At 70.9% G+C, this 22,732-nt stretch carries 23 protein-coding genes and 1 pseudogene; 12 read left to right on the forward strand and 12 right to left on the reverse strand.

The genetic code is table 11. The annotated features are described in order from the left end of the window. The first annotated feature begins 97 nt into the window (after window positions 1–97). Window positions 98–1,249, forward strand: coding sequence for an LLM class flavin-dependent oxidoreductase (locus tag LWJ43_RS01630; protein WP_277330455.1), 1,152 nt, complete (start codon window positions 98–100; stop codon window positions 1,247–1,249). A gap of 439 nt (window positions 1,250–1,688) precedes the next feature. Here the strand turns inward: LWJ43_RS01630 and LWJ43_RS01635 are convergent, their stop codons facing one another. Next, window positions 1,689–2,804, reverse strand: coding sequence for an AI-2E family transporter (locus tag LWJ43_RS01635; protein ID WP_277330456.1), 1,116 nt, complete (start codon window positions 2,802–2,804; stop codon window positions 1,689–1,691). A 396-nt stretch (window positions 2,805–3,200) separates the two neighbouring features. Here LWJ43_RS01635 and LWJ43_RS01640 point away from each other — a divergent pair, with 396 nt between their 5' ends. The 3 genes from LWJ43_RS01640 to LWJ43_RS01650 are packed head-to-tail and all read left to right on the forward strand — an operon-like array spanning window position 3,201 to window position 5,770. Next, window positions 3,201–4,046 carry an MIP/aquaporin family protein gene (locus LWJ43_RS01640; RefSeq protein WP_277330457.1) on the forward strand — a complete coding sequence of 282 codons (846 nt, stop codon included), beginning with the start codon at window positions 3,201–3,203 and terminating at the stop codon, window positions 4,044–4,046. 23 nt (window positions 4,047–4,069) lie between these two features. Continuing rightward, window positions 4,070–5,587, forward strand: coding sequence for a glycerol kinase GlpK (glpK, locus tag LWJ43_RS01645; protein ID WP_277330458.1), 1,518 nt, complete (start codon window positions 4,070–4,072; stop codon window positions 5,585–5,587). Between the two features lie 9 nt (window positions 5,588–5,596). After that, window positions 5,597–5,770, forward strand: coding sequence for a hypothetical protein (locus LWJ43_RS01650; RefSeq protein ID WP_277330459.1), 174 nt, complete (start codon window positions 5,597–5,599; stop codon window positions 5,768–5,770). Here LWJ43_RS01650 and LWJ43_RS33005 read toward each other — a convergent pair whose 3' ends face one another. Both LWJ43_RS33005 and LWJ43_RS01655 read right to left on the reverse strand, forming a co-directional pair. Next, window positions 5,771–6,010 (reverse strand): RICIN domain-containing protein, encoded by a 240-nt coding sequence (locus LWJ43_RS33005; RefSeq protein ID WP_462100858.1) that lies wholly within the window; start codon window positions 6,008–6,010, stop codon window positions 5,771–5,773. A gap of 35 nt (window positions 6,011–6,045) precedes the next feature. Continuing rightward, a complete protein-coding gene (locus LWJ43_RS01655) occupies window positions 6,046–7,011 on the reverse strand; it encodes a pirin family protein (protein WP_277330460.1) in 966 nt (321 codons plus the stop codon). Window positions 7,012–7,131: 120 nt separating this feature from the next. On the opposite strand from LWJ43_RS01655, the gene LWJ43_RS01660 reads away from it, so the two are divergent. Next, a complete protein-coding gene (locus LWJ43_RS01660; RefSeq protein ID WP_277330461.1) occupies window positions 7,132–7,509 on the forward strand; it encodes a tetratricopeptide repeat protein in 378 nt (125 codons plus the stop codon). Window positions 7,510–7,601: 92 nt separating this feature from the next. Here the strand turns inward: LWJ43_RS01660 and LWJ43_RS01665 are convergent. The 3 genes and pseudogenes from LWJ43_RS01665 to LWJ43_RS01675 form a co-directional block, all read right to left on the reverse strand. Beyond that, window positions 7,602–8,075 (reverse strand): annotated as a pseudogene (locus LWJ43_RS01665) (TetR/AcrR family transcriptional regulator); the annotation flags it as partial. A gap of 143 nt (window positions 8,076–8,218) precedes the next feature. After that, complete coding sequence (locus LWJ43_RS01670) at window positions 8,219–8,914, reverse strand: 4'-phosphopantetheinyl transferase family protein (protein ID WP_277330462.1); 696 nt, start codon at window positions 8,912–8,914, stop codon at window positions 8,219–8,221. Continuing rightward, window positions 8,911–9,816, reverse strand: a complete 906-nt coding sequence (locus LWJ43_RS01675) for a metallophosphoesterase family protein (protein WP_277330463.1) — start codon at window positions 9,814–9,816, stop codon at window positions 8,911–8,913. Before LWJ43_RS01675 ends, LWJ43_RS01670 begins: the two co-directional genes overlap by 4 nt. 154 nt (window positions 9,817–9,970) lie before the next feature. Here LWJ43_RS01675 and LWJ43_RS01680 point away from each other — a divergent pair, with 154 nt between their 5' ends. From LWJ43_RS01680 to LWJ43_RS01695, 4 genes are read left to right on the forward strand one after another with little or no spacing between them, the layout of a single operon-like run. Further along, complete coding sequence (locus LWJ43_RS01680; protein ID WP_277330464.1) at window positions 9,971–10,858, forward strand: SDR family oxidoreductase; 888 nt, start codon at window positions 9,971–9,973, stop codon at window positions 10,856–10,858. Between the two features lie 39 nt (window positions 10,859–10,897). Next, window positions 10,898–12,385 carry an aminotransferase class I/II-fold pyridoxal phosphate-dependent enzyme gene (locus tag LWJ43_RS01685; RefSeq protein ID WP_277330465.1) on the forward strand — a complete coding sequence of 496 codons (1,488 nt, stop codon included), beginning with the start codon at window positions 10,898–10,900 and terminating at the stop codon, window positions 12,383–12,385. A gap of 48 nt (window positions 12,386–12,433) precedes the next feature. Next, window positions 12,434–12,805 carry a VOC family protein gene (locus LWJ43_RS01690; RefSeq protein WP_277330466.1) on the forward strand — a complete coding sequence of 124 codons (372 nt, stop codon included), beginning with the start codon at window positions 12,434–12,436 and terminating at the stop codon, window positions 12,803–12,805. A gap of 12 nt (window positions 12,806–12,817) precedes the next feature. Then, window positions 12,818–13,354 carry a cysteine hydrolase family protein gene (locus LWJ43_RS01695; protein ID WP_277330467.1) on the forward strand — a complete coding sequence of 179 codons (537 nt, stop codon included), beginning with the start codon at window positions 12,818–12,820 and terminating at the stop codon, window positions 13,352–13,354. Window positions 13,355–13,381: 27 nt separating this feature from the next. Here the strand turns inward: LWJ43_RS01695 and LWJ43_RS01700 are convergent, their stop codons facing one another. Further along, window positions 13,382–14,083, reverse strand: a complete 702-nt coding sequence (locus LWJ43_RS01700; protein WP_277330468.1) for a 2-phosphosulfolactate phosphatase — start codon at window positions 14,081–14,083, stop codon at window positions 13,382–13,384. A 156-nt stretch (window positions 14,084–14,239) separates the two neighbouring features. Between LWJ43_RS01700 and LWJ43_RS01705 the strand changes: the two genes are divergently transcribed. Together LWJ43_RS01705 and LWJ43_RS01710 are read left to right on the forward strand one after the other, a co-directional pair. Further along, window positions 14,240–14,848 carry a TetR/AcrR family transcriptional regulator gene (locus tag LWJ43_RS01705; RefSeq protein ID WP_277330469.1) on the forward strand — a complete coding sequence of 203 codons (609 nt, stop codon included), beginning with the start codon at window positions 14,240–14,242 and terminating at the stop codon, window positions 14,846–14,848. Continuing rightward, window positions 14,845–15,882: a DMT family transporter gene (locus LWJ43_RS01710; protein ID WP_277330470.1), complete on the forward strand. Its 1,038-nt coding sequence runs from the start codon at window positions 14,845–14,847 to the stop codon at window positions 15,880–15,882. The genes LWJ43_RS01705 and LWJ43_RS01710 overlap by 4 nt, the downstream gene beginning before the upstream one ends. A 22-nt stretch (window positions 15,883–15,904) precedes the next feature. Here LWJ43_RS01710 and LWJ43_RS01715 read toward each other — a convergent pair whose 3' ends face one another. The 5 genes from LWJ43_RS01715 to LWJ43_RS01735 all read right to left on the reverse strand — a co-directional run bounded on the left by LWJ43_RS01715 (window position 15,905) and on the right by LWJ43_RS01735 (window position 21,236). Next, window positions 15,905–16,648 (reverse strand): sigma-70 family RNA polymerase sigma factor, encoded by a 744-nt coding sequence (locus tag LWJ43_RS01715; protein ID WP_277330471.1) that lies wholly within the window; start codon window positions 16,646–16,648, stop codon window positions 15,905–15,907. 102 nt (window positions 16,649–16,750) lie between these two features. Next, window positions 16,751–17,665, reverse strand: coding sequence for a hypothetical protein (locus LWJ43_RS01720; RefSeq protein ID WP_277330472.1), 915 nt, complete (start codon window positions 17,663–17,665; stop codon window positions 16,751–16,753). Window positions 17,666–17,811: 146 nt separating this feature from the next. Beyond that, on the reverse strand, window positions 17,812–18,345 hold the full coding sequence (locus tag LWJ43_RS01725; protein ID WP_277330473.1) for a putative immunity protein: 534 nt from the start codon (window positions 18,343–18,345) through the stop codon (window positions 17,812–17,814). Window positions 18,346–18,480: 135 nt separating this feature from the next. Further along, a complete protein-coding gene (locus LWJ43_RS01730; protein WP_277330474.1) occupies window positions 18,481–19,893 on the reverse strand; it encodes a PepSY-associated TM helix domain-containing protein in 1,413 nt (470 codons plus the stop codon). A gap of 167 nt (window positions 19,894–20,060) precedes the next feature. Then, the gene (locus LWJ43_RS01735; protein ID WP_277330475.1) at window positions 20,061–21,236 is read right to left on the reverse strand and encodes an epoxide hydrolase family protein; all 1,176 of its coding nucleotides are present in this window, start codon (window positions 21,234–21,236) and stop codon (window positions 20,061–20,063) included. 177 nt (window positions 21,237–21,413) lie between these two features. Between LWJ43_RS01735 and LWJ43_RS01740 the strand changes: the two genes are divergently transcribed. Next, window positions 21,414–22,628, forward strand: a complete 1,215-nt coding sequence (locus LWJ43_RS01740; protein ID WP_277330476.1) for a phospholipase D-like domain-containing protein — start codon at window positions 21,414–21,416, stop codon at window positions 22,626–22,628. Window positions 22,629–22,732 lie beyond the last annotated feature (104 nt).

Here is a 22,732-nt window from a genome sequence, read left to right on the forward strand (position 1 = left end):
TCCCGGCACGCACCTGACCGTATGCCGCGGGGCCCCTGCGGCATGCCCCGTCCGGCATGCAGACACACCGTCCTCCGCACCCCTCCGGAGCTCTCGTATGTCCGCACTCACCTTTCATTGGTTCCTGCCCACCACCGGTGACAGCCGGCACATCGTCGGCGGAGGCCACGGTTCGACGCCCGGCGCCGCCGGCGGGGACCGTCCGGCCTCCGTCGAGTACCTCGGACAGATCGCCCGCACAGCCGAGCAGCTCGGCTTCGTCGGCGCGCTCACCCCGACGGGCGCGTGGTGCGAGGACGCCTGGCTGACCACGGCCATGCTCACCCAGGTCACCGAGCGGCTGAAGTTCCTGGTCGCCTTCCGCCCCGGCCAGATCAGCCCGACGCTGTCGGCACAGATGGCGGCGACCTACCAGCGGCAGTCCCACGGACGTCTGCTGCTCAACGTCGTCACAGGAGGCGAGTCCGCCGAACAGCGCGCGTACGGCGACTTCCTCGACAAGGACCAGCGGTACGCCCGGACCGGGGAGTTCCTGGGCATCGTGCGGCGGCTGTGGGCCGGTGAGACGGTCGACCACCACGGTGAGCATCTGCGCGTGGAGGCCGCCCGGCTGAACCGGCTGCCGGAGCCCGCGCCGCAGATCTACTTCGGCGGGTCCTCCCCGGCGGCCGGCGACGTGGCGGCCCGTCACACCGATGTCTACCTGACCTGGGGGGAGCCGCCGCAGCAGGTGAAGCAGAAGATCGACTGGGTGCGCTCGCTGGCCGCGGCGCAGGGTCGCGACGTACGGTTCGGGATCCGCCTGCACACCGTCACCAGGGACACCGCGGCACAGGCCTGGGCCGAAGCGGAGCGGCTCCTGGAGGCCATGGACCCGGAACGCGTCGCGGCGGTGCAACGGGGCCTGGCGACCAGTGAGTCCGAGGGGCAGCGGCGGATGCGCGAGCTGCACAACAGCGGGGAGACCGGCAACCTCGAGGTCTACCCCAACCTGTGGGCGGGCGTCGGCCTGGTCCGCGGGGGCGCGGGCACGGCGATGGTCGGCAGCCACACCGAGGTCGCCGACCTCATCGAGGAGTACCACCGGATCGGCATCGACGAGTTCGTCCTGTCGGGGGCGCCCCATCTGGAGGAGGCGTACTGGTTCGGCGAGGGCGTCCTGCCGCTGCTGGAGAAGCGCGGTCTCTGGCAGCATCCGGCCCGTCCGCGTCCCGTCGAGGCGGGAACCGCCCGGCTCGCCGGCCGGTGAAGGGCGCCCCCGTGCCCACCGAGTCACGTCCCGGCGGCCCGGAACCCGGGCGGGATGCCACGGTCCCCGGCGGCTGAGGACCGTGGTGCTCGCGAGCCTGCTCGGCACCACGGCGGCTTGGTTACGACTTCTTCCTCTACAGCACGGCGGCCGGACACCTCGGAGACCGCATCGGCCGGCAGCACACCCTGGCCTTCACCATGGGGCTGATGGGCGTGTTCATCTCCCGCACCGGCCTGTTGCCCACCCACCAGCAGGCCGGTGTCCTCGCCCCGGCGCTCCTCCTGGTGCTGCGTGTCGCGCAGGGCGTGGCACGACGCGGACCCGTTCGGTACCCGCTACGGCAAGCGCCCGTGCGGGGACTCACCTGTGGGTGGGGGACGGCCGGGGCCGGCCGTCCCCCACGCTCGACGAAGCGGACCGGGAGTGCCGGCACGCTTCACGAAGGGGCACCGACACGGCTGGGTGACGTCTGGGGCTCCGGCTCCTCCCCCGGTTCGCTGAGCTGCTCGCGCACGTAGTTCCAGACGACGGCGATCAGCGCGGCGGCGGGCACCGCGAGCAGGCTGCCGACGATGCCCGCCAGACTGCCGCCCAGCGTCACCGCCAGCAGGACCACAGCGGCATGCAGACCGAGCCCTCGGCTCTGGATCATGGGCTGGAACACGTTGCCCTCGAGTTGCTGGACCACCACGATGACCGCCAGCACGATCAGCGCGTCGGTCAGCCCGTTCGACACCAGGGCGATGAGGACGGCGACGAAGCCCGCGAACAGCGCACCCACGATGGGCACGAACGCGGAGACGAACGTCAGCACGGCCAGGGGCAGCACCAGCGGCACTCCCACGATCCAGAGTCCGAGACCGATGAGGACGGCGTCGAGCAGTCCGACGTAGGCCTGGGAACGCACGAATTCACCCAGGGTGCTCCAGCCACGCTCCGCCACGGCGGGAACATCGGTGGCGAGCCGGCCGGGCAGCTGACGCCCGAGCCACGGCAGGAACCGGGGTCCGTCCTTCAGCATGAAGAACATGAGGAAGACCGCCAGGACAGCGGTGACCACACCGTTGACCACGGTGCTCACCCCGGTGACGACCGTGGTGACCATGCTGCCGATGCTGTCCTGGACGCGCGCAGTAGCGGAATCGAATGCTCCGGTGATCTCGTCGTCACCGATGTTGAGAGGCGGCCCGGAGGCCCACTCGCGCAGCCTCTGGATGCCTTCGACCACACCATCGGCCAGTTCCCCGGACTGGGAAGCCACCGGCACCGCGATCAACGCCACCGCCCCTCCGGCCACCAGGAGGAACAGCACCGTCACCGTGGAGGCGGCGAGCGCCGGCGGCCATCCGCGCCGACGCAGGAAGCGGGCCAGTGGCCACGTCAGGGTCGTGAGCAGCAGACCGACTATGAGTGGCCAGACGACCGGCCACATGCGCCCCAGCAACCACACCGCCACTGCGGTCATGACAAGGACCAGGAGCAACTCGCCTGAGACGCGTGCCGAAACGCGGAGAGCCGCGCGGGTCTTGGTGGAGCTCATCGTGACTGACATGCGGTTCACCCTATGGGCCCGCGGCCCCGCTCCTGACCGCTCTCCACGAGGCCTGATGCCCCAAGGGAGCCGGGCCACACGGGGCGCGGCGCTGACAGCGCCGGATCACGGCTCGTCGCGGCGGGCAAGAAGGGTCACATCGTGACGGCGACCGACGCGTCATGAGTGCCGACCGGCCGGGGCCCTTCCCACCAACAGAGCAAAGCGCCCCCAGCACCGCCGAAGACGCCCGCACCGAGATCCGGCACCGTGACCGACCCGCAGTACCGGCCTGCGGCGCGCCGTTTCCACTTGAACCGTTTCGTTCTGATATGCGGGTTTCCGTGAGCCGTCCTAGCCTGACCGATATCGCTCAGGCAGTCGACGGCCGGCCAGTCCGGCGGAGGGTGAGCTTCCATGGCAAAACGGAGTGCACGATCCGGATTGCTCGGCGAAATGTCCGCCGAGTTCGCGGGCACGATGATCCTGATTCTTTTCGGCTGCGGCGTGGTGGCCCAAGTCGTGGCGGGCGGGGCCCTGACGGATCCGCCCGGCGGCCTCGGGAACCACGACAGCATCGCCTGGGCGTGGGGACTCGGTGTCACCCTCGGTGTCTACGTGGCGGCGCGTCTGAGTGGCGCCCACCTCAATCCCGCGGTGACGCTCGCACTCGCGACGTTCCGGGGCTTCTCCTGGGGCAAGGTGGCGCCCTACGTACTGGCCCAGACGGCCGGCGCGTTCGTGGCCGCCCTCCTCGTCCGCTGGAACTACACCGAGGCGCTGGCGAAGGCCGACCCCGAACACACCTTCAAGACACAGATTGTGTTCTCCACGCTCCCCTCGAACGGCAATCCCGCTCTGCCGGTCCATGAGTGGGGTGCGTTCCGTGACCAGGTCATCGGCACCGCCATCCTGCTGCTGCTGATCATGGCCATCACCGACATGCTGAACACCCCGCCGGGCGCGAACCTCGCCCCGTTCGTGATCGGCCTGGTCGTGGTGGCGATCGGCATGGCGTGGGGAACCAACGCGGGGTACGCGATCAACCCGGCCCGGGACTTCGGCCCCCGGCTGGCGAGCTTCATCACCGGATACAACGGCGCCTGGCGAGATCAGTACGGGAACTTCTACTTCTGGGTCCCGATCGTCGGCCCGCTCATCGGCGGCCTGCTCGGCGCCGGACTGTACAAGGCATTCGTCGGCCGGTTCCTGCCGTCCGCGGAACCCGAGCCACCGGGACGCGTCCCGGCACCCGAGGACTGACCACAGCCGGAGAGGCGTACATCATGGCGGACTTCATCGGCGCGGTGGATCAGGGGACCACCAGCACCCGATTCATGATCTTCGATCACGGCGGCAACGAGGTCGCCAAACACCAGCTGGAGCACGCCCAGATCCTCCCGCGCTCGGGCTGGGTGGAACACGACCCGGTGGAGATCTGGGAGCGCACCAACTCCGTGATGCAGAACGCCCTGCGCTACGGGGGCATCGCACCGGGCGACCTGGCGGCGATCGGGATCACCAACCAGCGTGAGACCACAGTCGTCTGGGACCCGCGCAACGGGCGCCCGTACTACAACGCCATCGTGTGGCAGGACACCCGCACGGACGCCATCGCCGCGGAGCTCGAGCGGTCGGGCCGTGGAGACGTCATCCGGCGGAAGGCGGGACTGCCGCCGGCGACGTACTTCTCCGCGGGCAAGATCCAGTGGATCCTGGAGAACGTCGACGGCGTGCGGGAGGCCGCCGAGGCCGGTCACGCCATCTTCGGCAACACGGACGCCTGGGTCCTGTGGAACCTGACCGGCGGCCCCGACGGCGGTATCCACGCCACGGACGTGACCAACGCGAGCCGCACCATGCTGATGGACCTGGAGACCCTCGACTGGGACGACGAGCTGCTGGGCTTCTTCGGCATCCCCCGGGCGATGCTGCCGGCCATCAACCCCTCGTCCCACCCCGAGGCCTACGGAACCACGCGCACCTCACGGCCGCTGCGGGCTGCCATCCCCATCGGCGGGGTACTCGGCGACCAGCAGGCGGCCACCGTCGGGCAGGTCTGCTTCTCACCCGGCGAGGCCAAGAACACCTATGGCACCGGTAACTTCCTGGTGCTCAACACCGGGACCGAACTGGTCCGGTCCCAGCACGGCCTCCTCACCACGGTGGCGTACCAGTTCGGCGACAGCCCGGTGGTCTACGCGTTGGAGGGCTCCATCGCCGTGACGGGATCCGCCGTGCAGTGGCTGCGGGACCAGATGAAGATCATCAAGACCGCGGCGGAGAGCGAGGTGCTCGCCCGCTCGGTCGACGACAACGGCGGCATGTACTTCGTGCCCGCGTTCTCGGGTCTGTTCGCCCCCTACTGGCGCTCCGACGCCCGGGGAGCGATCGTCGGCCTGGCCAGGTACAACGACAACGCCCACCTGGCGCGGGCGACCCTGGAGGCGATCTGCTACCAGAGCCGAGACGTCGTCGAGGCCATGGAGCAGGACTCCGGCGTCCACCTCGACGTGCTGAAGGTGGACGGCGGCGTCACCGCCAACGATCTGTGCATGCAGATCCAGGCGGACATCCTCGGCGTACCGGTCAGCCGCCCGGTCGTCGCGGAGACCACCGCCCTCGGCGCAGCCTATGCGGCGGGACTGGCGACGGGTTTCTGGCAGAACACCGATGAACTGCGCGCCCAGTGGCACGAGTCCGAGCGGTGGTCGCCGCAGTGGTCCGAGGAGCAGCGTGCGGAAGGCTACGCGGGCTGGAAGAGGGCGGTGGAACGCACCCTGGACTGGGTGAAGGTCCCGTAAGGTCCCCACTTGGCCGTGCGGAGCCGGGGACGCGTGCGGGCCGTCGTCCCCGGCTCCGCCGCGCTCCGGGACGACACCGGAGCGCGCAACTGCCCGCCCCAGCGGGCCGAGACGCCGCAGGTCCGCGGCCGGAGAGCGGACGGCAGCGGGATCACGACGGTGGCGCCGATCCTGAACGACTGATCACGAACGGGAATTCGGCGGCGCGGCGAAGGGCGTGACCAGTAGCCAGTGCTGATTGGCGCCACCGTGGTGGCTCCACATCACCGGCCGGGTTCCGCGCTCCGCCTCGTGGGGCCCGTCGAGCACCAGTCCCGTCGCGCCGCTCTCAAGACAGTGCGCGCGATGACCGGGAGCCGGTCTCAGGCGCCACCGCTGCTGTGGTCCAGCGTTCTCAGCCCGCATTTCGGGTGGCCCCCTCATGACTTCCGTAGGTGTCGAGAAACACCACCCCCGGGTCAGCGCACCCTTCCTCGCGGTTTCAGTGCCACCGGTGGCAGTTCGGGAGCGGGCAGCCGGCCGCCGTCGTAGCCGTGCACCTCACCGAACCGGGAGCCCTCCTCCCACGCCTGCCGGGCCTCCTCGATCTCCTCGTGCGAGCGCCCGACGAAGTTCCACCACATGACGATCTCCTCCTCGAACGGTTCGCCGCCGAGAAGCATCAGCCCGGCGTCGGAGGCGGCGCGCAGCGGCAGTTCGGTGCGGCCGCAGCCGAGGTAGAGCATCGATCCCGGCAGGACCGGGACACCGTCGACCTCGGCCTCGCCGGACATCGACAGCACGGCGTACTCGAAGTCGGGGTCCAGCGGCAGCCGGGCGTCGGTACCGGCGGCCAGGGACAGGTCGGCTCCGACGATCGGGGTGTACGCCGTGCCAGGTGATGCGGCCCCGTCGATCTCTCCGAGGATCACGGTGGCGGTGATGCCTGGTGCCGTGACGGTGGGCAGGTCGGTGTGGTGCTCGAAGCGCGGCTCGACATGACGGTCGGAGCCCGGCAGCGCCACCCAGAGCTGGGCGCCGTGCAGCGACCTCGCGTGCGGTTTCGGGCTCTCCTCGGAGTGGCTGATGGCCCTGCCGGACGTCATCAACCCCAGTTCGCGCGGCCGGATCTGCTGGAGGCTGCCCAGGCTGTCCCGGTGCAGGACTTCTCCTTCGTGGAGCCAGCTGACCGTCTGAAGGCCCATGTGGGGGTGCGGCGGCACCTGCATCCCGGGCTCGTCGGCGATGTCGTCGGGACCGTAGTGGTCCACGAACGCCCAGGCGCCGACCATGCGGCGCCCGAGGTTGGGAAGCAGTCTGCGCACCTCGGTGGACTCACCGAGCTGGACGCGGCGCGGGGCGAGGAGTTCCCGCACCGGCTCGGAGACGACGAAGCCACGGCCCCCGCAGACGGAGAGAGCGGCCTGGCGATCGAGATTGCTCATGGCGCACAACCTATTCCCGCTGGGCTGCGGAGCGTCGGTCCCCACGCCGAATATTTAGTGGAATGTTTAACTACCTCGGGGTGTTGACCCCGCTGGAAGCACCACGGCCGAGGAGGAGAAGTGGAAGACACCTACTACGAGTTCGGCACGCCCGCCGACCGCTGGGACCGGGCGCAGCTGTTCTTCGAGGCGAAGGAGTACCTGACGGCCGCGCGGATCCTCGGCGGACTGGTGCAGGAGGTGCCGGAGCAGGTGGCGCCGAGGCTGCTGCTGGCGCGCGCCTACTACCACTCGGCGCGGCTCGGCAAGGCAGAGACGGAGCTGCGTGAGGTCCTGCGGCGTAACCCCGTCGAGGAATACGCCCGGCTGATGCTCGGGCGCACCCTCGAGCGCCAGGGCCGGCAGTCGGAAGCCGACACGCACCTGCGGATGGTGCACGCGATGGCAGGGGACCTCGGGCCCGAGCTTCTCGCGCAGGAGCAGCGGAACCAGAGGTGACACGCACAGCGGCGAGCGGGGCGGGGAGCGGAGGCACCACTCCCCGCCCCCTCGTCCCCTCGTCCTCTCGGACCGCGTGCCGAACGGACGGCTCAGCGCTCCGCGTTCGACACCCGGTCCAGCCATTCGGTCATCAGCGCCGATTCGGCCGTGCTGAGCCCGGATCCGTGCGACCGGCGCAACAGCGCACCCAGCTTCGCGGCCGCGGAGGGCACCTCCGCGTCGACGGGCGCGCCCGTGGTCACGTCCGATGTGCAGACGGCGGCGTGTACCGCGTCGCGGACGCGCGCGGACATGCCGGCGTCGGGAAACGTCACGGGCCGGGACACCAGCATGAGCGCCACGCCAGTGGTGGCGGACATGATCATCTGCGCGGCCGGCTCGGGGGCGATGCGCAGCTTGCCCTGCTCGGCAGCCCGCTCCAGGTCGCGTGTCAGGATGCGGTGCGCCTCGACGGCGGACGCCGGCGGAGTCCGCATCGCCGGTGAGTTCATCAGCCGGTACAGGTTGGGGTTCCGCAGCGCGAAATCGACATGGCTGTCCCATCCGTTCCGCAGATCCTCGATCGAGGTTGCGCGATGCAGTGACGGCGCGGCAGAGGGCCCTGAGCCGGCCGACGGGCCCCCTCAGCAGATCGCGGAAACGTGAGCCCTGCACCGTGGCACGGGCCGAGCCACGCACGGCCGACACGGAACCGCGGTGCTCGGCGTCACGCCGACGCCGCGACCGGCCGTCGGACGGAGGGGCTCGCGGGAAGCACGATCGCGGTCACCGCGAAGCCGTCGTCGACCAGCCACTTGCCCTCGTACGCCCTCGGCATCCCGGGTGCGGCCTGCGAGAGCTCCGCGGTGAAGGTGCCTTCGGTGGCACTGTCCGGACCCGTACGGAAGCTGATGTCCGCTTCGGAGAAGTCGAGTTCGACCCGGGTGAGCGGAAACCACGTCTTGAAGACACTCTCCTTGGCGCTGAACAGAAGGCGGTCCCAGTGAACTGTCCGGCTGTCGACGCCCAAAGGCCTCCTCGCCCGTTCCGAAGGCAGGGATATCACCTCCCACACGTCGGGCGGGAGCGGTGCGTTCGGCTCGGCGTCGATACCGACCGCGCGCACCTCGGAGGACCTCGCCAGCACCGCCGCGCGATATCCGTCGCAGTGCGTCATGCTGCCGACGGTCCCCTCGGGCCACAGGGGCAGGCCCCGGTGCCCCGAGAGTACCGGCGCCGGGGGCAGTCCCAGGTCGGCCATGGCCCGTCTCGCGCAGGCGCGTACGGCCGCGAACTCGTGTCTGCGACGGTCCACGCTCGTGGCGATCTGCCGTGCCTCCTCCGGGTACAGGGTGCCCGGCGGCGCATCGGTCTCGTGCGTGTCCGCGCACGCGACGTACGCGGGAAGAAGCCGTTCGATCACGAACCCTCGCCCTTCATGGCCGGGGACTCCTGCCCCCCGTAAGGAAGGATCTGCCGTAGCAGCCCGCGCGGATGGCCCCGTTTGCGCCACTCCCTGGGGTAGCCGATCGAGACCTCCTCGAACCGCACGCCGTCGTGCCAGGTCGTGCGGGGGATGTGGAGATGCCCGTAGACGACCGCGGCGACGTTGAAGCGACGGTGCCAGTCGGCGGTGAGTTCCGTACCGCACCACTGGGCGAACTCCGGGTACCACATCACCGACGTGGGTTCGCGCAGCAGCGGCCAGTGCCCGGCGATCACGAGGGGGACATCAGGGTCGTGTGCGGCCAGCCGCTGTTCGGTGAGTGCCACCCGCGCCCGGCACCAGTCGTCGCGGGTCGCGTACGGGTCGGGGTGCAGGAGGTACTCGTCGGTGCAGACGACGCCCGCCTCGTGCGCGCGCGCCAGGGACTCCTCCTTCGACGTCACGCCCGGAACCCTGAAGGAGTAGTCGTACAGGAGGAACACGGGAGCGACAGCAACGGGACCGTCCTCGCCCTGCCAGTGGGGGTAGGGGTCCTCGGGCGTGGTCACGCCGAGCTCCCGGCACACCTGGACGAGGTGTTCGTACCGCTTCTGGCCGCGCAGCCTCACGGGGTCCTTCTCCACCGTCCAGAGCTCGTGGTTTCCAGGGGTCCACACCACATGGGCGAATCGGCCCGCCAGCAGTTCCAGCGCACGCTCGACCTCTTCGGCCTGCTCCGCCACGTCTCCCGCCACGATGAGCCAGTCCTCGTCACCGGACGGGCGCAAGCTGTCGGCGACGGGACGGTTGTCGGCGATGCCGACATGGAGATCACTGACGGCGAGGAGCCGGCCGCCACCGTTCGAAGTGTCGGGGGCGGGCCCGGTCGGAGAACTCATTGTTCGAATTTATCGTCTTCGGGGTTCATCCGGGGCCGCACCGCTCAACATGCCCGCAGTTCATCCGCTCGGGATGATTGACCGACCGCCCCCGGGGAACGCGGCGGCACGTGCACGACACGCCTCAGGCGACGACGAGGAAAGGAAGACACCGATGTCCGATGCCGAGCAGCCGCAGGACCCGACCCAGCGCCACCCGCGGCCCGAATTCCCCCAGCAGCAGCAGGAGCACCCCGGCCGGACCGCCCCCATGGATCCGCCTCCGGACCACGGTGAGGACTCGTACCGGGGGCACGGGCTCCTGCTCGACCGCAAGGCCGTCATCACCGGCGGCGATTCCGGCATCGGCCGCGCCGTCGCCCTGGCCTTCGCCCGCGAAGGGGCGGATGTGCTGCTGACCTTTCTGCCCGCCGAGGAGAGCGAGGCGGAGGAGACCGCCCGGCTCGTCGAACAGGCCGGGCGGACGGCGGTGCCTGTGGCCTGTGACATCAGGGACGAGAAGGAGTGCCGGACTCTCGTCGGGAAGGCGGTCTCGGAGTTCGGCAGGATCGACGTCCTGGTGAACAACGCCGCCTACCAGATGTCGCAGCCGGACGGCATCTCCGCCATCTCGACCTCCCAGTTCGACCGCGTGGTGCGTACGAACCTGTACGGCATGTTCTGGCTGTGCAAGAACGCTCTCCCGCACATCCCGGCCGGCGGCTCCATCATCAACACCACCTCGGTGCAGGCCTACAAACCCAGTCCGCACCTGCTGGACTACGCCATGACCAAGGGTGCCATCGTCACCTTCACCCAGGGGCTGGCGCAGATGCTGGCAGCGGACGGAATCCGGGTCAACGCGGTCGCCCCAGGGCCGGTCTGGACGCCCCTCATCCCCGCGACCATGCCCGACACCACCGAGTTCGGGAAGCAGAGTCCGCTCGGCCGGCCCGCCCAGCCGGCCGAGATGGCACCCGCCTACGTCTTCCTCGCGTCGTCGAACGCGTCCTTCATCACCGGGGAGATCATGAACGCGACGGGCGGCACGCCCCTTCCCTGACCGTGATTGCCCCGACCACCAGCGGGAAGGCGCCCTGACATGCGTGCAGACCACCACGAAGCACCCGTTCTCGATGCACTGGCCGCCTACAAGGAGAAGGGAGAACTGGCGTTCACCCCACCCGGCCACAAGCAGGCGCGCGGAGCGGACCCGGCGGTACGCGCCGTCCTGGGCGACGCCGTGTTCTTCGGGGACCTGCTCGCCATCGGCGGGCTGGACGACCGCCGCCAGACCTCCGGCGTGCTCCAGCGGGCCGAGGAACTGATGGCCGACGCGGTGCACGCCGAGCACACGTTCTTCTCCACCTGCGGCAGTTCCTTGTCGGTGAAGGCTGCCATGCTCAGCGTCGCCGCCCCCGGACGGAGACTGCTGATCGGCCGGGACGCCCACAAGTCCGTCGTCGCCGGACTGATCCTGTGCGGAGTGGAGCCCGTCTGGGTGGAACCCCAGTGGGATCCGGAACGCCATCTGGCCCATCCACCGTCCGCCGAAGCGTACGAGCGGGCCTTCGGCCGGCACCCGGACGCCTGCGGGGCCCTCGTCACCAGCCCCACCCCGTACGGTTCCGCCGCCGACCTGCGGGCCATCGCCGAGGTGTGCCACCGGCGTGGCCGGCCGCTCATCGTCGACGAGGCGTGGGGCGCCCACCTGCCGTTCCACCCGGACCTGCCCTCCTGGGCCATGGACTCCGGCGCCGACGTGTGCGTCACCAGCATCCACAAGATGGGCAGCGGCCTCGAACAGGGCTCGGTCTTCCACCTGCGGGGCGATCTCGTCGACCACGACACGCTGGCCTCGCGTGCGGATCTGCTCGGAACCACCAGCCCCTCCGTGCTGCTGTACGCCGGCATCGACGGCTGGCGACGACAGATGGTCATGGAGGGGCATGCCCTGCTGTCCGGGGCACTCGGCCTTGCCGCGGAGGTACGGCAGCTGATCGAAGAGCTCGACGGGATGCACGTGAACGGATACGAGGACTTCTGCGGGCCCGGAAAGGCCGCGGAGTTCGACCCCCTTCCTGTGATCATCGACGTGAATGACCTCGGAACCAGTGGATACCGGGCGGCCGACTGGCTCCGCGAACACCATCACGTCGACATGCACATCGTCGACCACCGGCGCATCAGCGCCCAGTTCACCCATGCCGACGACAGAGACACGGCCGGCCGCCTGTTGGACGCCCTGCGCGACCTCTCCCGGCAGGGACACGCTCTCGGCCCCGGGCCGGCAGTCGAGGTCCCTGGGGCGGACGAGCTGCGCCCTGACCAGGCATGCCCACCGCGAGAGGCCTATTTCGCCGCCACCGAGGACCTTCCGGCCGAGCACGCCGCAGGACGCGTCGCAGCGGAGATGATGACCCCTTACCCTCCCGGCATTCCCGCCGTACTGCCGGGCGAGCGGCTCACCGAACCCCTGCTGCGGTACCTGCGCACGGGAGTCGACGCCGGCATGAACGTTCCTGACGCGGCCGATCCCACTCTGCGAACGGTGCGGGTGTGCCGAGACGGTGAGGTCCCCGAGGCGTGATCCCGTCGGGAACACGCACAAGCGCGGCACTTGACGAAAGGACCGGACATGCCCATCGCCACCTACAGCCTCGTCGCTCTCGACTGCCCCGACCCCAGATCCCTCGCCGCGTTCTACCAGGGTGTCCTGGGCGGCGAGGTGAGGAACGACTACCCGGACTGGTACGACCTCTACGTCCCGGGCGGCGCGCGCATCGCCTTCCAGAAGGCACCGGACCACCGGCCGCCGGAGTGGCCACGGGGTGATCGCAACTCCCAGCAGGAACACCTTGACTTCGAGGTGACGGACATCGAGCGGGCGCAGCGGGAGGTGCTGGCGCTGGGTGCCACGCCCCTGGATCTCGACGACCGGGGCGGCGAGCGCAAGTTCCGCGTGTACGCCGACCCGGCGGGGCATCCGTTCTGCCTCCGCCGGCACTGAGGACGGACGACCATGAGCCGAAGCGCCCTCGTCGTCATCGACATGCTCAACACGTACAGCCACCCGGATGCCGAGATCCTCATCCCCTCCGTACGCGAGGCACTCCCCCGAATCGTCGGGCTCGTCGAGCGGGCCAGGGACGACGGCGTACCGGTGATCTACGTGAACGACAACTTCGGCGAATGGCGCTCCCACCACGGCGAGATCATCGAGGCGACGCTCGCGGGCCCTCACAGGGACCTGGTGGAGCCCTTGTTGCCAGACGACGACTCGCTGTTCGTCGTGAAGGTCCGGCACTCGATCTTCTACGAGACGCCCCTGACCTACCTCTTGTCCCAGCTGGACGTGAGCCGCGTTGTCCTCTGCGGTCAGGTCACCGAGCAGTGCGTCCTGTACTCGGCCCTCGACGCGCACATCCGTCACCTGGAGGTGACCGTTCCGGACGACGCGGTCGCCCATATCCACCGGGACCTGGCGCAGGCGGCTCTGCGGATGATGGAGCGCAACATGAACGCGTCGATCCGCAAGGCGGCGACGGTCGAGTTCTGAGGTCCGGCGCCGCCTCCCGAGGAGCCGTCAGATCTCGCTGTCGTCCGGACTCGGCGGCGCGGCACACGGACGCAGGACCATGAGCGAGTCCTCCAGGGTCGCCACCACGGCGAAGGGAAAGCGGTCGAGTTCGAGGCAGAGCGCGACATCATCGGGATGGACTCCCTGACGAACGCCCTCCGCCAGTTCGGCAGCCGCGCGCGACGCGGCGGCACGGCGGAGGAACTCGCCCGCGTCCGTCCCGTCGTCGGTGGTCTTCCGGGCGATGTACTCGGCGCAGGCCAGATCCTCATCGGCCCTCCCGTCCTCGCCGGTGACCACGAACGTGGCGCCGTCGCACCCGCGTGCCCGCAGCGTCCGGGCCGTGGCCTCCGCCACCACGAAACCGGCGCACAGCACCAGCGAAGCCTCCTTCACCGCCAGGGCGCCGACCGTCCCTGCCGTGGTCTTCTGCACGACGGTCCGCCCGGTGAGGTCGGCGGACCGCAGCAGGCCCGGCGAGTTGACCAGGTCGAATCCCGGTGCGGGCGGCCCGTCCTTGAGCGCCAGCCGATCCGGATGGCACGCCTTGAGGGCCAGGGCCTCGTCCAGCGATCCGGCGAGGACGATCTTTTCCGCACCCTGGCCAAGAGCCCAGGCAGCCACGGTGAAGGCACGCATGACGTCGACGACGACCGCCACGGCCGGGGCCTCGGTCAGCTCGGTGATACCGAGGAAACGGGAGTCCATTCGGCTCACGATCGCCTACGACCGACCCACAGCGGTCGGGAGTGACCCGCATCACATCGTCGGCCGGGCGTGCTGCCGACCGGCCCGCCATCGTCGACGTCAGGCAGGGTCATCTGAATATGTAGACTGACCTACCTAATCAAGGGAGGGAGCGAGATGGCCGGGACGGCCCCCGAACCACCACAGCCCAGGAAGCGACAGGGCGCCGCGCGCCGGAAGCTGCTCGACGCGGCCGCTCGCCGCTTCTACGCGGACGGCGTGTCGGCCACGGGTGTCGACACGATCACCGCCGAAGCGGGTGTCGCGAAGATGAGCCTGTACAACAACTTCTCCTCCAAGGCGGATCTGGTACTCGCCTACCTGGATGCGAGGCACGAGGAGTGGATGGACCTGTACCGGCACCGAATGGAGGGTGCCCAGGACGGCCGCGACGGCGTACTGGCGGTCTTCGACGCCTACGCCGACCATGCGCGGTTCGCCTACGAGCGCGGCTTCCGCGGCTGCGGCCTGCTCAACGCCGCCGCCGAGCTGCCGGCCGGCGACGAGGGACGGGCGGCGGTGCGCCGCCACAAGGAGCAGGTCGAGACGCTTCTCGCGGAACACGTAGGACAGTTGATGAGCGGCCGGCCCGAGGAGGTCCACCCGCTCGCGGAGCACCTGGCGTTCCTGCTCGAGGGGGCGATGGCACGCGCCGGTCTCGAAGGCACGGCCGATCGTGTCGAGCACGCGCGGGCCATGGCCGCGGATCTGCTGGAGCGGCGGTGACGACGGCCGCCGGACGCGTGCCCGCGCCCGTCGGCATGGGCCCGATGTGCGTCCTGCTCGCCTCGGTGCTGTGGGGCACCACGGGCACCGCCGCGACGTTCGCCCCGGACGTGGGCCCCCTGGCGATCGGAGCCGTCGCCATGGGACTGGGAGGACTGTTCCAAGCCGTCGTCGCAGCCCCCGCGATCCGACGGGAGGCGCCCCGGTTGCGTACCCGGCGCGGTGTCGTGCTGATCGGGGCCCTGGCCGTGGGCGTCTATCCGCCGGCCTTCTACAGCAGCATGCACCTGGCCGGGGTCGCCACCGGCACCGTGGTCTCGATCGGCTCCGCCCCGCTCGCCTCTGCGCTGGTCGAGCGGGGCTTCGACGGCCGTCGCCTCACCCGCCGCTGGATCACGGGCGCCGTCCTGGGGCTGACCGGGACCGTGCTGCTGTGCGTGGCCGAAGCGACCGGCGGGCCCCACTCCGGGCCCGGCTCCCGTTCCACGGGTTCCACCGTGCTCGGCGTGGCTCTCGGCCTGGTCGCCGGTCTCACCTACGCCGTCTACTCATGGGCGGCCCACCGCCTGATCAGCCGTGGCATCACCTCCGGCGCGGCCATGGGCACCGTGTTCGGAATCGGCGGACTGCTGCTCGTGCCCGTGCTGCTGACGACCGGGGCGCCACTGCTGGACTCCTGGTCCGGCGCAGCCGTCGGTGCCTACATGGCTCTGGTCCCCATGTTCCTCGGCTACGTCCTGTTCGGCTGGGGTCTCGCACACGTCCCGGCGAGCACCGCCACCGCCCTGACCCTCCTGGAACCCGCGGTCGCTGCCGTCCTGGCGGTCCTGGTCGTCGGCGAACGCCTCCCCCCGGTGGGCTGGGCCGGTGTCGTCCTGATCCTCGGATGCCTCGCCGTGCTCACCGTGCGGCGCGGCCGAGCGCCGGCCCGCCACCCCTCCTCGTTCACTCTCGCCCTCCCCGGCGGACACGCCGGAGCCCCACCACGCTCCGGCCGGGGACCGCGTGCACGCGGACGGACGCTGAGACGGTGACCACGCACAGCACCCCGGCACCTCACACATGTCCGAGGTCGGGCAGCGTTCTGGGAGCGTGCGAGACGCGTGCGGCGGACGGCGACCGGACCTGCTGCGGCACGCCGCCCCGCGTGAGGGCGCCCGGCTCGGGGCGGACGTCCGTGAGCAGTTCGATCAGCGCGATGCGCGCTCGGGCGACGCGCGAGCGCACCGTGCCGACGGGGCAGCCGATCACCGTGGCGGCCTCCGCGTAGGGGACGCCGAGGAGTTGGGTGAGGACGAACGCCTCACGTCGGTCCGCCGGGATCGACGACAGCAGCTCGGCGAGGACGACCCCCTCCTCGAAGCCGGGTGTGTTGCACGGCTGGGCCTGCTCCGCCGCCCTCTGCCAGTCCGCACGGTCCGCGAGTCTGGGCCGGGCGGCGGCATGCCGGAAGCTGTCCGCCACGGTCCGGCGGGCGATGGCAAGAAGCCATGTGCGGGCGGACGAACGGCCCTCGAACCCGGGCAGGCCGGTGAGCGCCCGGAGGAAGACGTCCTGGGTGAGGTCGTCGGCCGCCTGGGTGTCCGCGCTGAGGTGGGCGACATAGCGCCAGACGTCGCGGTGCAGTACCCGTACGAAACGGTCCGTCTGCACGGGGTCGCCGTCCCGGGCCGCCAGCGCCAGCCGCGTCGCCGTCACGTCGGAGGCAGAGCTGGACGGCTGTGCCGTCGTACCGGAGGCGCGGGTGGGCCGTGTCGGAGCCGGCGTTCCGTGGGCGGGTGGGTGCTGGGCATGAGTCATCGCCACAAGGTCCTTACAGACGCGTGAGGTCCGGCGACGCGCGAGGCGTACCGGTGAGGGGGACGGCCTGCCGTCAGGCAGCACCGATGCCCGAGGCGCTGCTCAGTGCTCCGCGCGCTCGGGGAAGCCCACTGCCGCCAGGGCGTTTCGTCCGGGTCGGGTCGGACCGGACGAGGCCGGGGCCACCGGGCGGGTCGGACCTGACCCCGCACGGAGGGCCCGGACGGCAGCCGTTCCCCTCGGCGGGCCCCGCGAGGTGATGCTGTGGACGAGCAGGAGCTGCGTGAACGACTGCTGTGCAGGCCGGCGTCGAACGCTCCGGCGGGGACGCCGTGGGGGCGCGGCAAGACGGAGAAGGAGATGGAGCGGCGTCCGGAGGCACCACGCGAGGGCACGCAGGACCCGGAAGAAGGCCCGCTCCCCGTACGCGAGCCACAGGCCGCACAGGAGGGCGGCCAGCAGGTGGGCCGCGAGCATCCCCGTCGGAGCCGCGGCGAACACGCCCTGCCCTCCGTGCACGGCCTGCACCGTCCCGGCGGCGTCGATGGGCACGCCGTGCATGGCGTGATGACTGTGTCCGACCGGATCGGCCGCCGGGGCGAAGGTCCCGGGAGGCGGCCGGGAGATGAGGCTTCCCAGTCCGGCGTCCGTGACGATCGCGACCGCGTCCCGCTCGGAGAGTAAGGTCGCGCCGTCCCCGCACAGCAGTTTCCCGGCCCACTGCCGGGCGAACGACTCATTGGGCAGCGGCGGTGGCGGGGCCAGGGACTGCGCGTACGTGAATCCCGCGTGGAGGGCGGTCTGTGCCGCTACAGCCGCCGTGGTGACGGCGAGCACTCCCCTCTCACGGCCGGCGAGGAACCAGGCGGCCGCGGTCGTGCCCGCGAGCGCTGCGAACAGCACCCACCCGGGCACCGGTGTGCCCGACATGAGGACGTGGCCCGTCGCCGCGAGCAGCACGCAGACGGCCGCGAACAACGCGGCCCGCACAGCTCGGTGACACCGGCCCGGCTTCATGGCGGGCCCGTCCTGCCGCCCACGGCCGGTCCTTCGCAGGTGGGTGCGCACGATACGTGGATCGGCGGGGTAAGGGCGTTCGACGTCGTCCGTGTCGCCCGCGCGAAGGAGTTCTCCACGGCATCCCCGCGGCACCTGACCAGCCCTCAGCCGCGGAGAGCCGCGTCGAGTTCACGGATGAGCTCTCCCACCCGTCCGCCCCCGGAGGGTGCGCCGGGCAGACGGCCGAGCACCGCGGTGACCGCTGCCGGCGCGCGACGGCGGGCCCGGTCGAGGGTCTCCGCCGCGCCGGGCCGGCCCTCCGCGTCCGCCAGTTCCTCCGCTCGCACCGCGTGGGCCGCCGCGCCGAGGACGTGCTTCACCTGATGGGCGCTCGCCCTGGGATGCAGGAACGCGGCGGCGGCCGCATGGCTCGCCGCTCGTGCCGCGTCGGCCGCGCCGGGTGATCCGGCTCCTCCCGCGGCCTTGTACGCCGCCCACGCGCTCTGCCGCAAGCTGTTCGTGCGGGGCCCGCCCTCGGCGAAGGTCCGCGCCGCGTCGACCGCGTCGCGTGGGCGGGTGTCAGCGGGCAGACCGTCCTCGAAGATCGGCAGCACCGTACGCGCGCAGTCGGCCGCATAGCCCGTGATCGCGCGAAGTTCGTCCTCGCTCAGCTCGATCCTGTCCGCGTGGGTAGGCACAGCTCAATACTGTCGTACGTCGCCTCCGCCGGGAAGCCGCGGGCCGCCCGTACCCGTGGACAACCCGCCGCCTCCCCGCACATGACGGTCCGGCACCGACGGGCCCCGCGTCCGGCGCGGGGCCCGCGTGTCCTGTCAGTCGACGGCGTAGGTACGCCTGCCGCGCCGGTAGGCGTACTCACCGAGCACGATGTCCAGGGCGAGGAACGCGGCCAGCGGGATGCCGAGCAACGGTACGAAGTACCCCAGGGCGGCCACGGCCGCCATCAGGGGCACCAGCACGTGGGGCGGGACCTTCTGCCACGCGCCCCGCGGCAGCGGACGGCCGAAGGCGGAGCCCCGTCCGCGCTGCCACCACATCCGGTAGCCCAGCACGATCAACAGGATCAGGCCGGAGCAGAGGGCGATGAGCACGAGCTGGTTGACCGCTCCGAACAGCACGCCGGTGTGCGCGTCGATGCCCCAGCGGGTCAGTTTGGCGAGCACCGGGTAGTCGGCGAACCGCACCACGTCCGTGACCTCGCCGGTCGCCGGGTCGATGGCGACGGCGTCCTGCTTCTCGGGCCAGCTGCGCTGGATCTGCCGCACGACGTACCCGGACGAGGCATCGGCAGGGGGGACTATCTCCACCGGATTCGAGAGGCCCTCGCCGCGAGCCGTGCTCAGAGCGGCGTCGAGTCCGATGTCCTCGCCCCGCGCCCCCGCGGTGCCACCCGAGCCCATGTGCTCGGCGTGGTCGCCCCCGGACGTCACACCCGCCTCGAGGACCGGGGTCGTCTGGCCGACGGCCTCGCGCAGGTCCGTGACGTTCTGCCCCGCGTAGGTCGACCAGGTCAGGCCTGTCGCCGACACGAAGAAGAGGCCGACGGCCACCCACGCGCCGACCGTGCCGTGCAGCGAGAGGGTGCGCCTGCGACCTGTCGTACCGCGCACCTTCCGTCGTGCCCGGCGGCGTCCGAACCACAGCACCAAGCCGCCGGCGGCTGTCACCCACAGCCAGCTGGCGGCGAGTTCGCTGTACAGGCGGCCCGGCTGTCCCAGGTGCAGATCGCGATGGAGTTCGTCGATCCAGGTGCGCAGGGGCAGTGCCCCGGTCGACCCGTACTGCTCGAGCGCTCCGGTCACCTGACCCGTGTACGGGTTCACGAACACGGCGAGCGTGTGGTCGGCGTCCACCCCCGGCACTCCTGACAGGAGGACCCGGGTCGTCGCGCCGTCCTCCGGCGACGGCCTGACCGCGCCGACCTCCCCCTCGGGATGCGCCTCGCGGGCCGCCGCCACCTGTCGCGAGACCGGCAGGTCGCTCCCGCCCACAGGCACCCGCAGCTCATCGGCGTACACGGTCCTCTCCACCTGGTACGAAGCCGCGTACAGGAGGCCCGTCGTGGCGGCGACCAGCAGGAACGGTGCGACGAGCACACCGGCGTAGAAGTGCAGCCTCAGCACGAGCGGCCGGAGGGACGCCCACGCGGAGCGTGCTCCCGGCGGACCGGGTTCTCGGGCCTCCTCCGGATCACCGGAGGTGCGGACAGCCGGCTCGACGGACATGAGTGGTCTCCTCTACGCGCGCGGGACGGGCGGACCCGTGATCAGGCGGTCGAGTAGTCGGAGAGGAACGCGTGCCAGTTCCCGGCAGCCTCTGTGATGTGGGTCACGCACAGCCGGTGCGGTCGCGCCACGCGGCCGTACCGCGGCCTCCGCGGCACGGCCGTGTCTCAGCCCGTGGCGGCCGCGCGGTAGGGGCGGAAGAAGGCGCGGAGCTCCTCCGCGAAGAGCTCGGGCTCCTCGAACGCGGCGAAGTGCCCGCCGCGCTCGGGCTCCGTCAGGCTCACCATGTTCGTGCTGCGCTCCAGCCACGCCCGCGGCGGGCGGACGACGTCGCCCGAGAACAGTGAGAAGCCGGACGGCACCTCGACCCGCCGGGCGAGCTGTTCCGGCGGGATCGCGCTGTTCGCCCGGTACATGCGCATGGACGACCCGATCGTCTCCGTCAGCCAGTAGAGCGTGACGTTCGTCAGGATCTCGTCCTTGGTGTAGCTCCGCTCGATGTCACCGTCGCAGTCGCTCCAGGCCTGGAGCTTCTCCACGATCCACGCCGCGAGCCCGGCCGGTGAGTCGTTGAGCCCGAAGGCGGCGGTCTGTGGCTTCGTGCGGTGGATCGCGGCGTAGGCGCCCTCGGTCGCGCTCCAGGCGGCCGTGCCCTCGATCCAGGACCGCTCCTCCGGAGAGAGGTCCGCGGGGTCCCCGCGGAAGACGGGCAGCCCGCCGTCGGTGCGGTGGACGGCGACGACCCGGTCGGGGTGGTCGAGGCCTAGGTAGCGGCTCACGTGGCTGCCGACGTCCCCGCCCGCCGCACCGAACGTCTCGTAGCCGAGGACGGTCATGAGCTCTGCCCACAGGCCGGCGACGGCGATGGAGTCGAGGGGCGGGCCGACAGGCCGGTCCGAGTAGCCGAAACCCGGCATGTCGGGCACGATCACGTCGAACGCGTCCGCGGGATCGGCGCCGTGCGCGCCGGGGTCGGTGAGGAGCGGGACGACTTTGGAATAGCGCCAGAACGAATCGGGCCACCCGTGGCTGAGGATGACCGGTAGAGCGGGTCCGACAGGCGCGACGGCCCGGGCGTGCACGAAATGGATCCCGAGGCCGCCCACCGGGACCCGGAAGCGGGGAAGGCTGGCGAGCGCCGCCTCCTGCGCAGGCCAGTCGAAGCTCTCCGCCCAGTAGTCCACGAGCTCTCGCAGGTAGGCCAGGTCGGTCCCGAGGGACCATCCGGCCTCCTCGGGCGCGTCCGGCCAGCGCGTCGCCCGGAGTCGGACGCGCAGGTCCTCGAGCGCCGCGGGAGAGGTCTGCTGGATGAACGGCTCAGGGCGGGGCAGGGGGTCAGGCATGGGACGCATCCTAGGTGCGCGCCCCGATGCGGGTAACCGGGCCCACGGCTTTCGGCCAGGCGAGCGGTACCGGGGTCACCGGCCTGTGGCCCCGGCACCGCGGGCGGTCCCGGAGGGCGTGACACCCCAGGAGTACAGTCGCCCTGCCCCGTTGCCATCCGTACGAAAAGGTGAGAGATGTCCAGCCACATAGAGCAGCGAACCGCGCATTCCAGACCCGTCGACGCCCCTCTGTACGCGGAACGCGTGCAGAGGCTGCGCCGGAGGCTGGAACGTCTGATCGGTATCGCCGCGACCGAGGGGAACAAGCTCGTCCCTCTCCGCAACGGGGACCAGATCTTCGCCTCGATGCTGGATTCCATCCGTGGTGCCGAGCACACCGTGGACATGATGACGTTCGTGTACTGGCGCGGGGACATCGCCCGCGAGTTCGCGGAGGCGCTGTCGGAGCGTGCGCGCGCCGGTGTGCGGGTGAGGCTGCTGCTCGACGGGTTCGGTTCGCGGCTCATCGAGAAGGGCCAGCTGGCGATGATGGAGGAGGCGGGGGTGGAGGTGGCCTGGTTCCGCAAGCCGCTGTACCTCTCCCCTCTCAAGCAGAACCACCGCTGCCATCGCAAGGTCCTCATCACCGATGAGATGACGGCGTTCACCGGCGGGGTCGGGATAGCCGAGGAATGGTGCGGCGACGCCCGCGACGAGACCGAGTGGCGGGACACGCATGTGCGGGTGCAGGGCCCGGCGGTGGACGGTCTGGCCGCCGCGTTCGCGCAGAACTGGGCGGAGTGCCACGACGAGCTGTTCACCGACCGCGACAGGTTCGTGGACGCCACGCAGCACGGCGACGCGATCGTCCAGGTGGTACGAGGATCGGCCGGATTCGGCTGGCAGGACATGCAGACGCTGCTCCGCGTCGTTCTCGAGTCCGCAGAGGAGCGGGTGCGGCTCACCACGGCGTACTTCGCGCCCGACGCGTACTTCATCGAGGTGCTGTGCGCCGCCGCGCGCCGGGGCGTGACCGTGGAGATCCTGCTCCCCGGGCCGCACACGGACAAGCGGGTGTGCCAGCTGGCCGGCCAGAACTTCTACGAGGATCTCACCGCCTGCGGGGTGAAGATCTACCAGTACCAGCCGACCATGCTCCACACCAAGGCGCTGACGGTGGACGGTGTCGCCTCGCTGATCGGGTCGACGAACTTCAACCGCCGCTCGCTCGAGCACGACGAGGAAGTGATGCTCGCGGTGCTGGACCCGGAGTTCACCGCCACGCTGGACGGTCACTTCGACGAGGACGTGGAGAAGAGCACGCTGATCGACGGGGCCCGGTGGAAGCGCCGTTCTCCCGTGCAGAGGATGCGTGAGGCGGCGGTCGTGCCGATCCGCCGCTTCCTGTGACGAGCACATGCGGGTGCGCCACCACGAGGAGTGGTGGCGCACCCGTGCCCCGCGTGCGGCCGGTCAGCCGCCCAGGTACCGGCTGAAGCCTCCGGACCGGGCGG

Source organism: Streptomyces sp. JH34 (assembly GCF_029428875.1).
Lineage (GTDB): Bacteria > Actinomycetota > Actinomycetes > Streptomycetales > Streptomycetaceae > Streptomyces.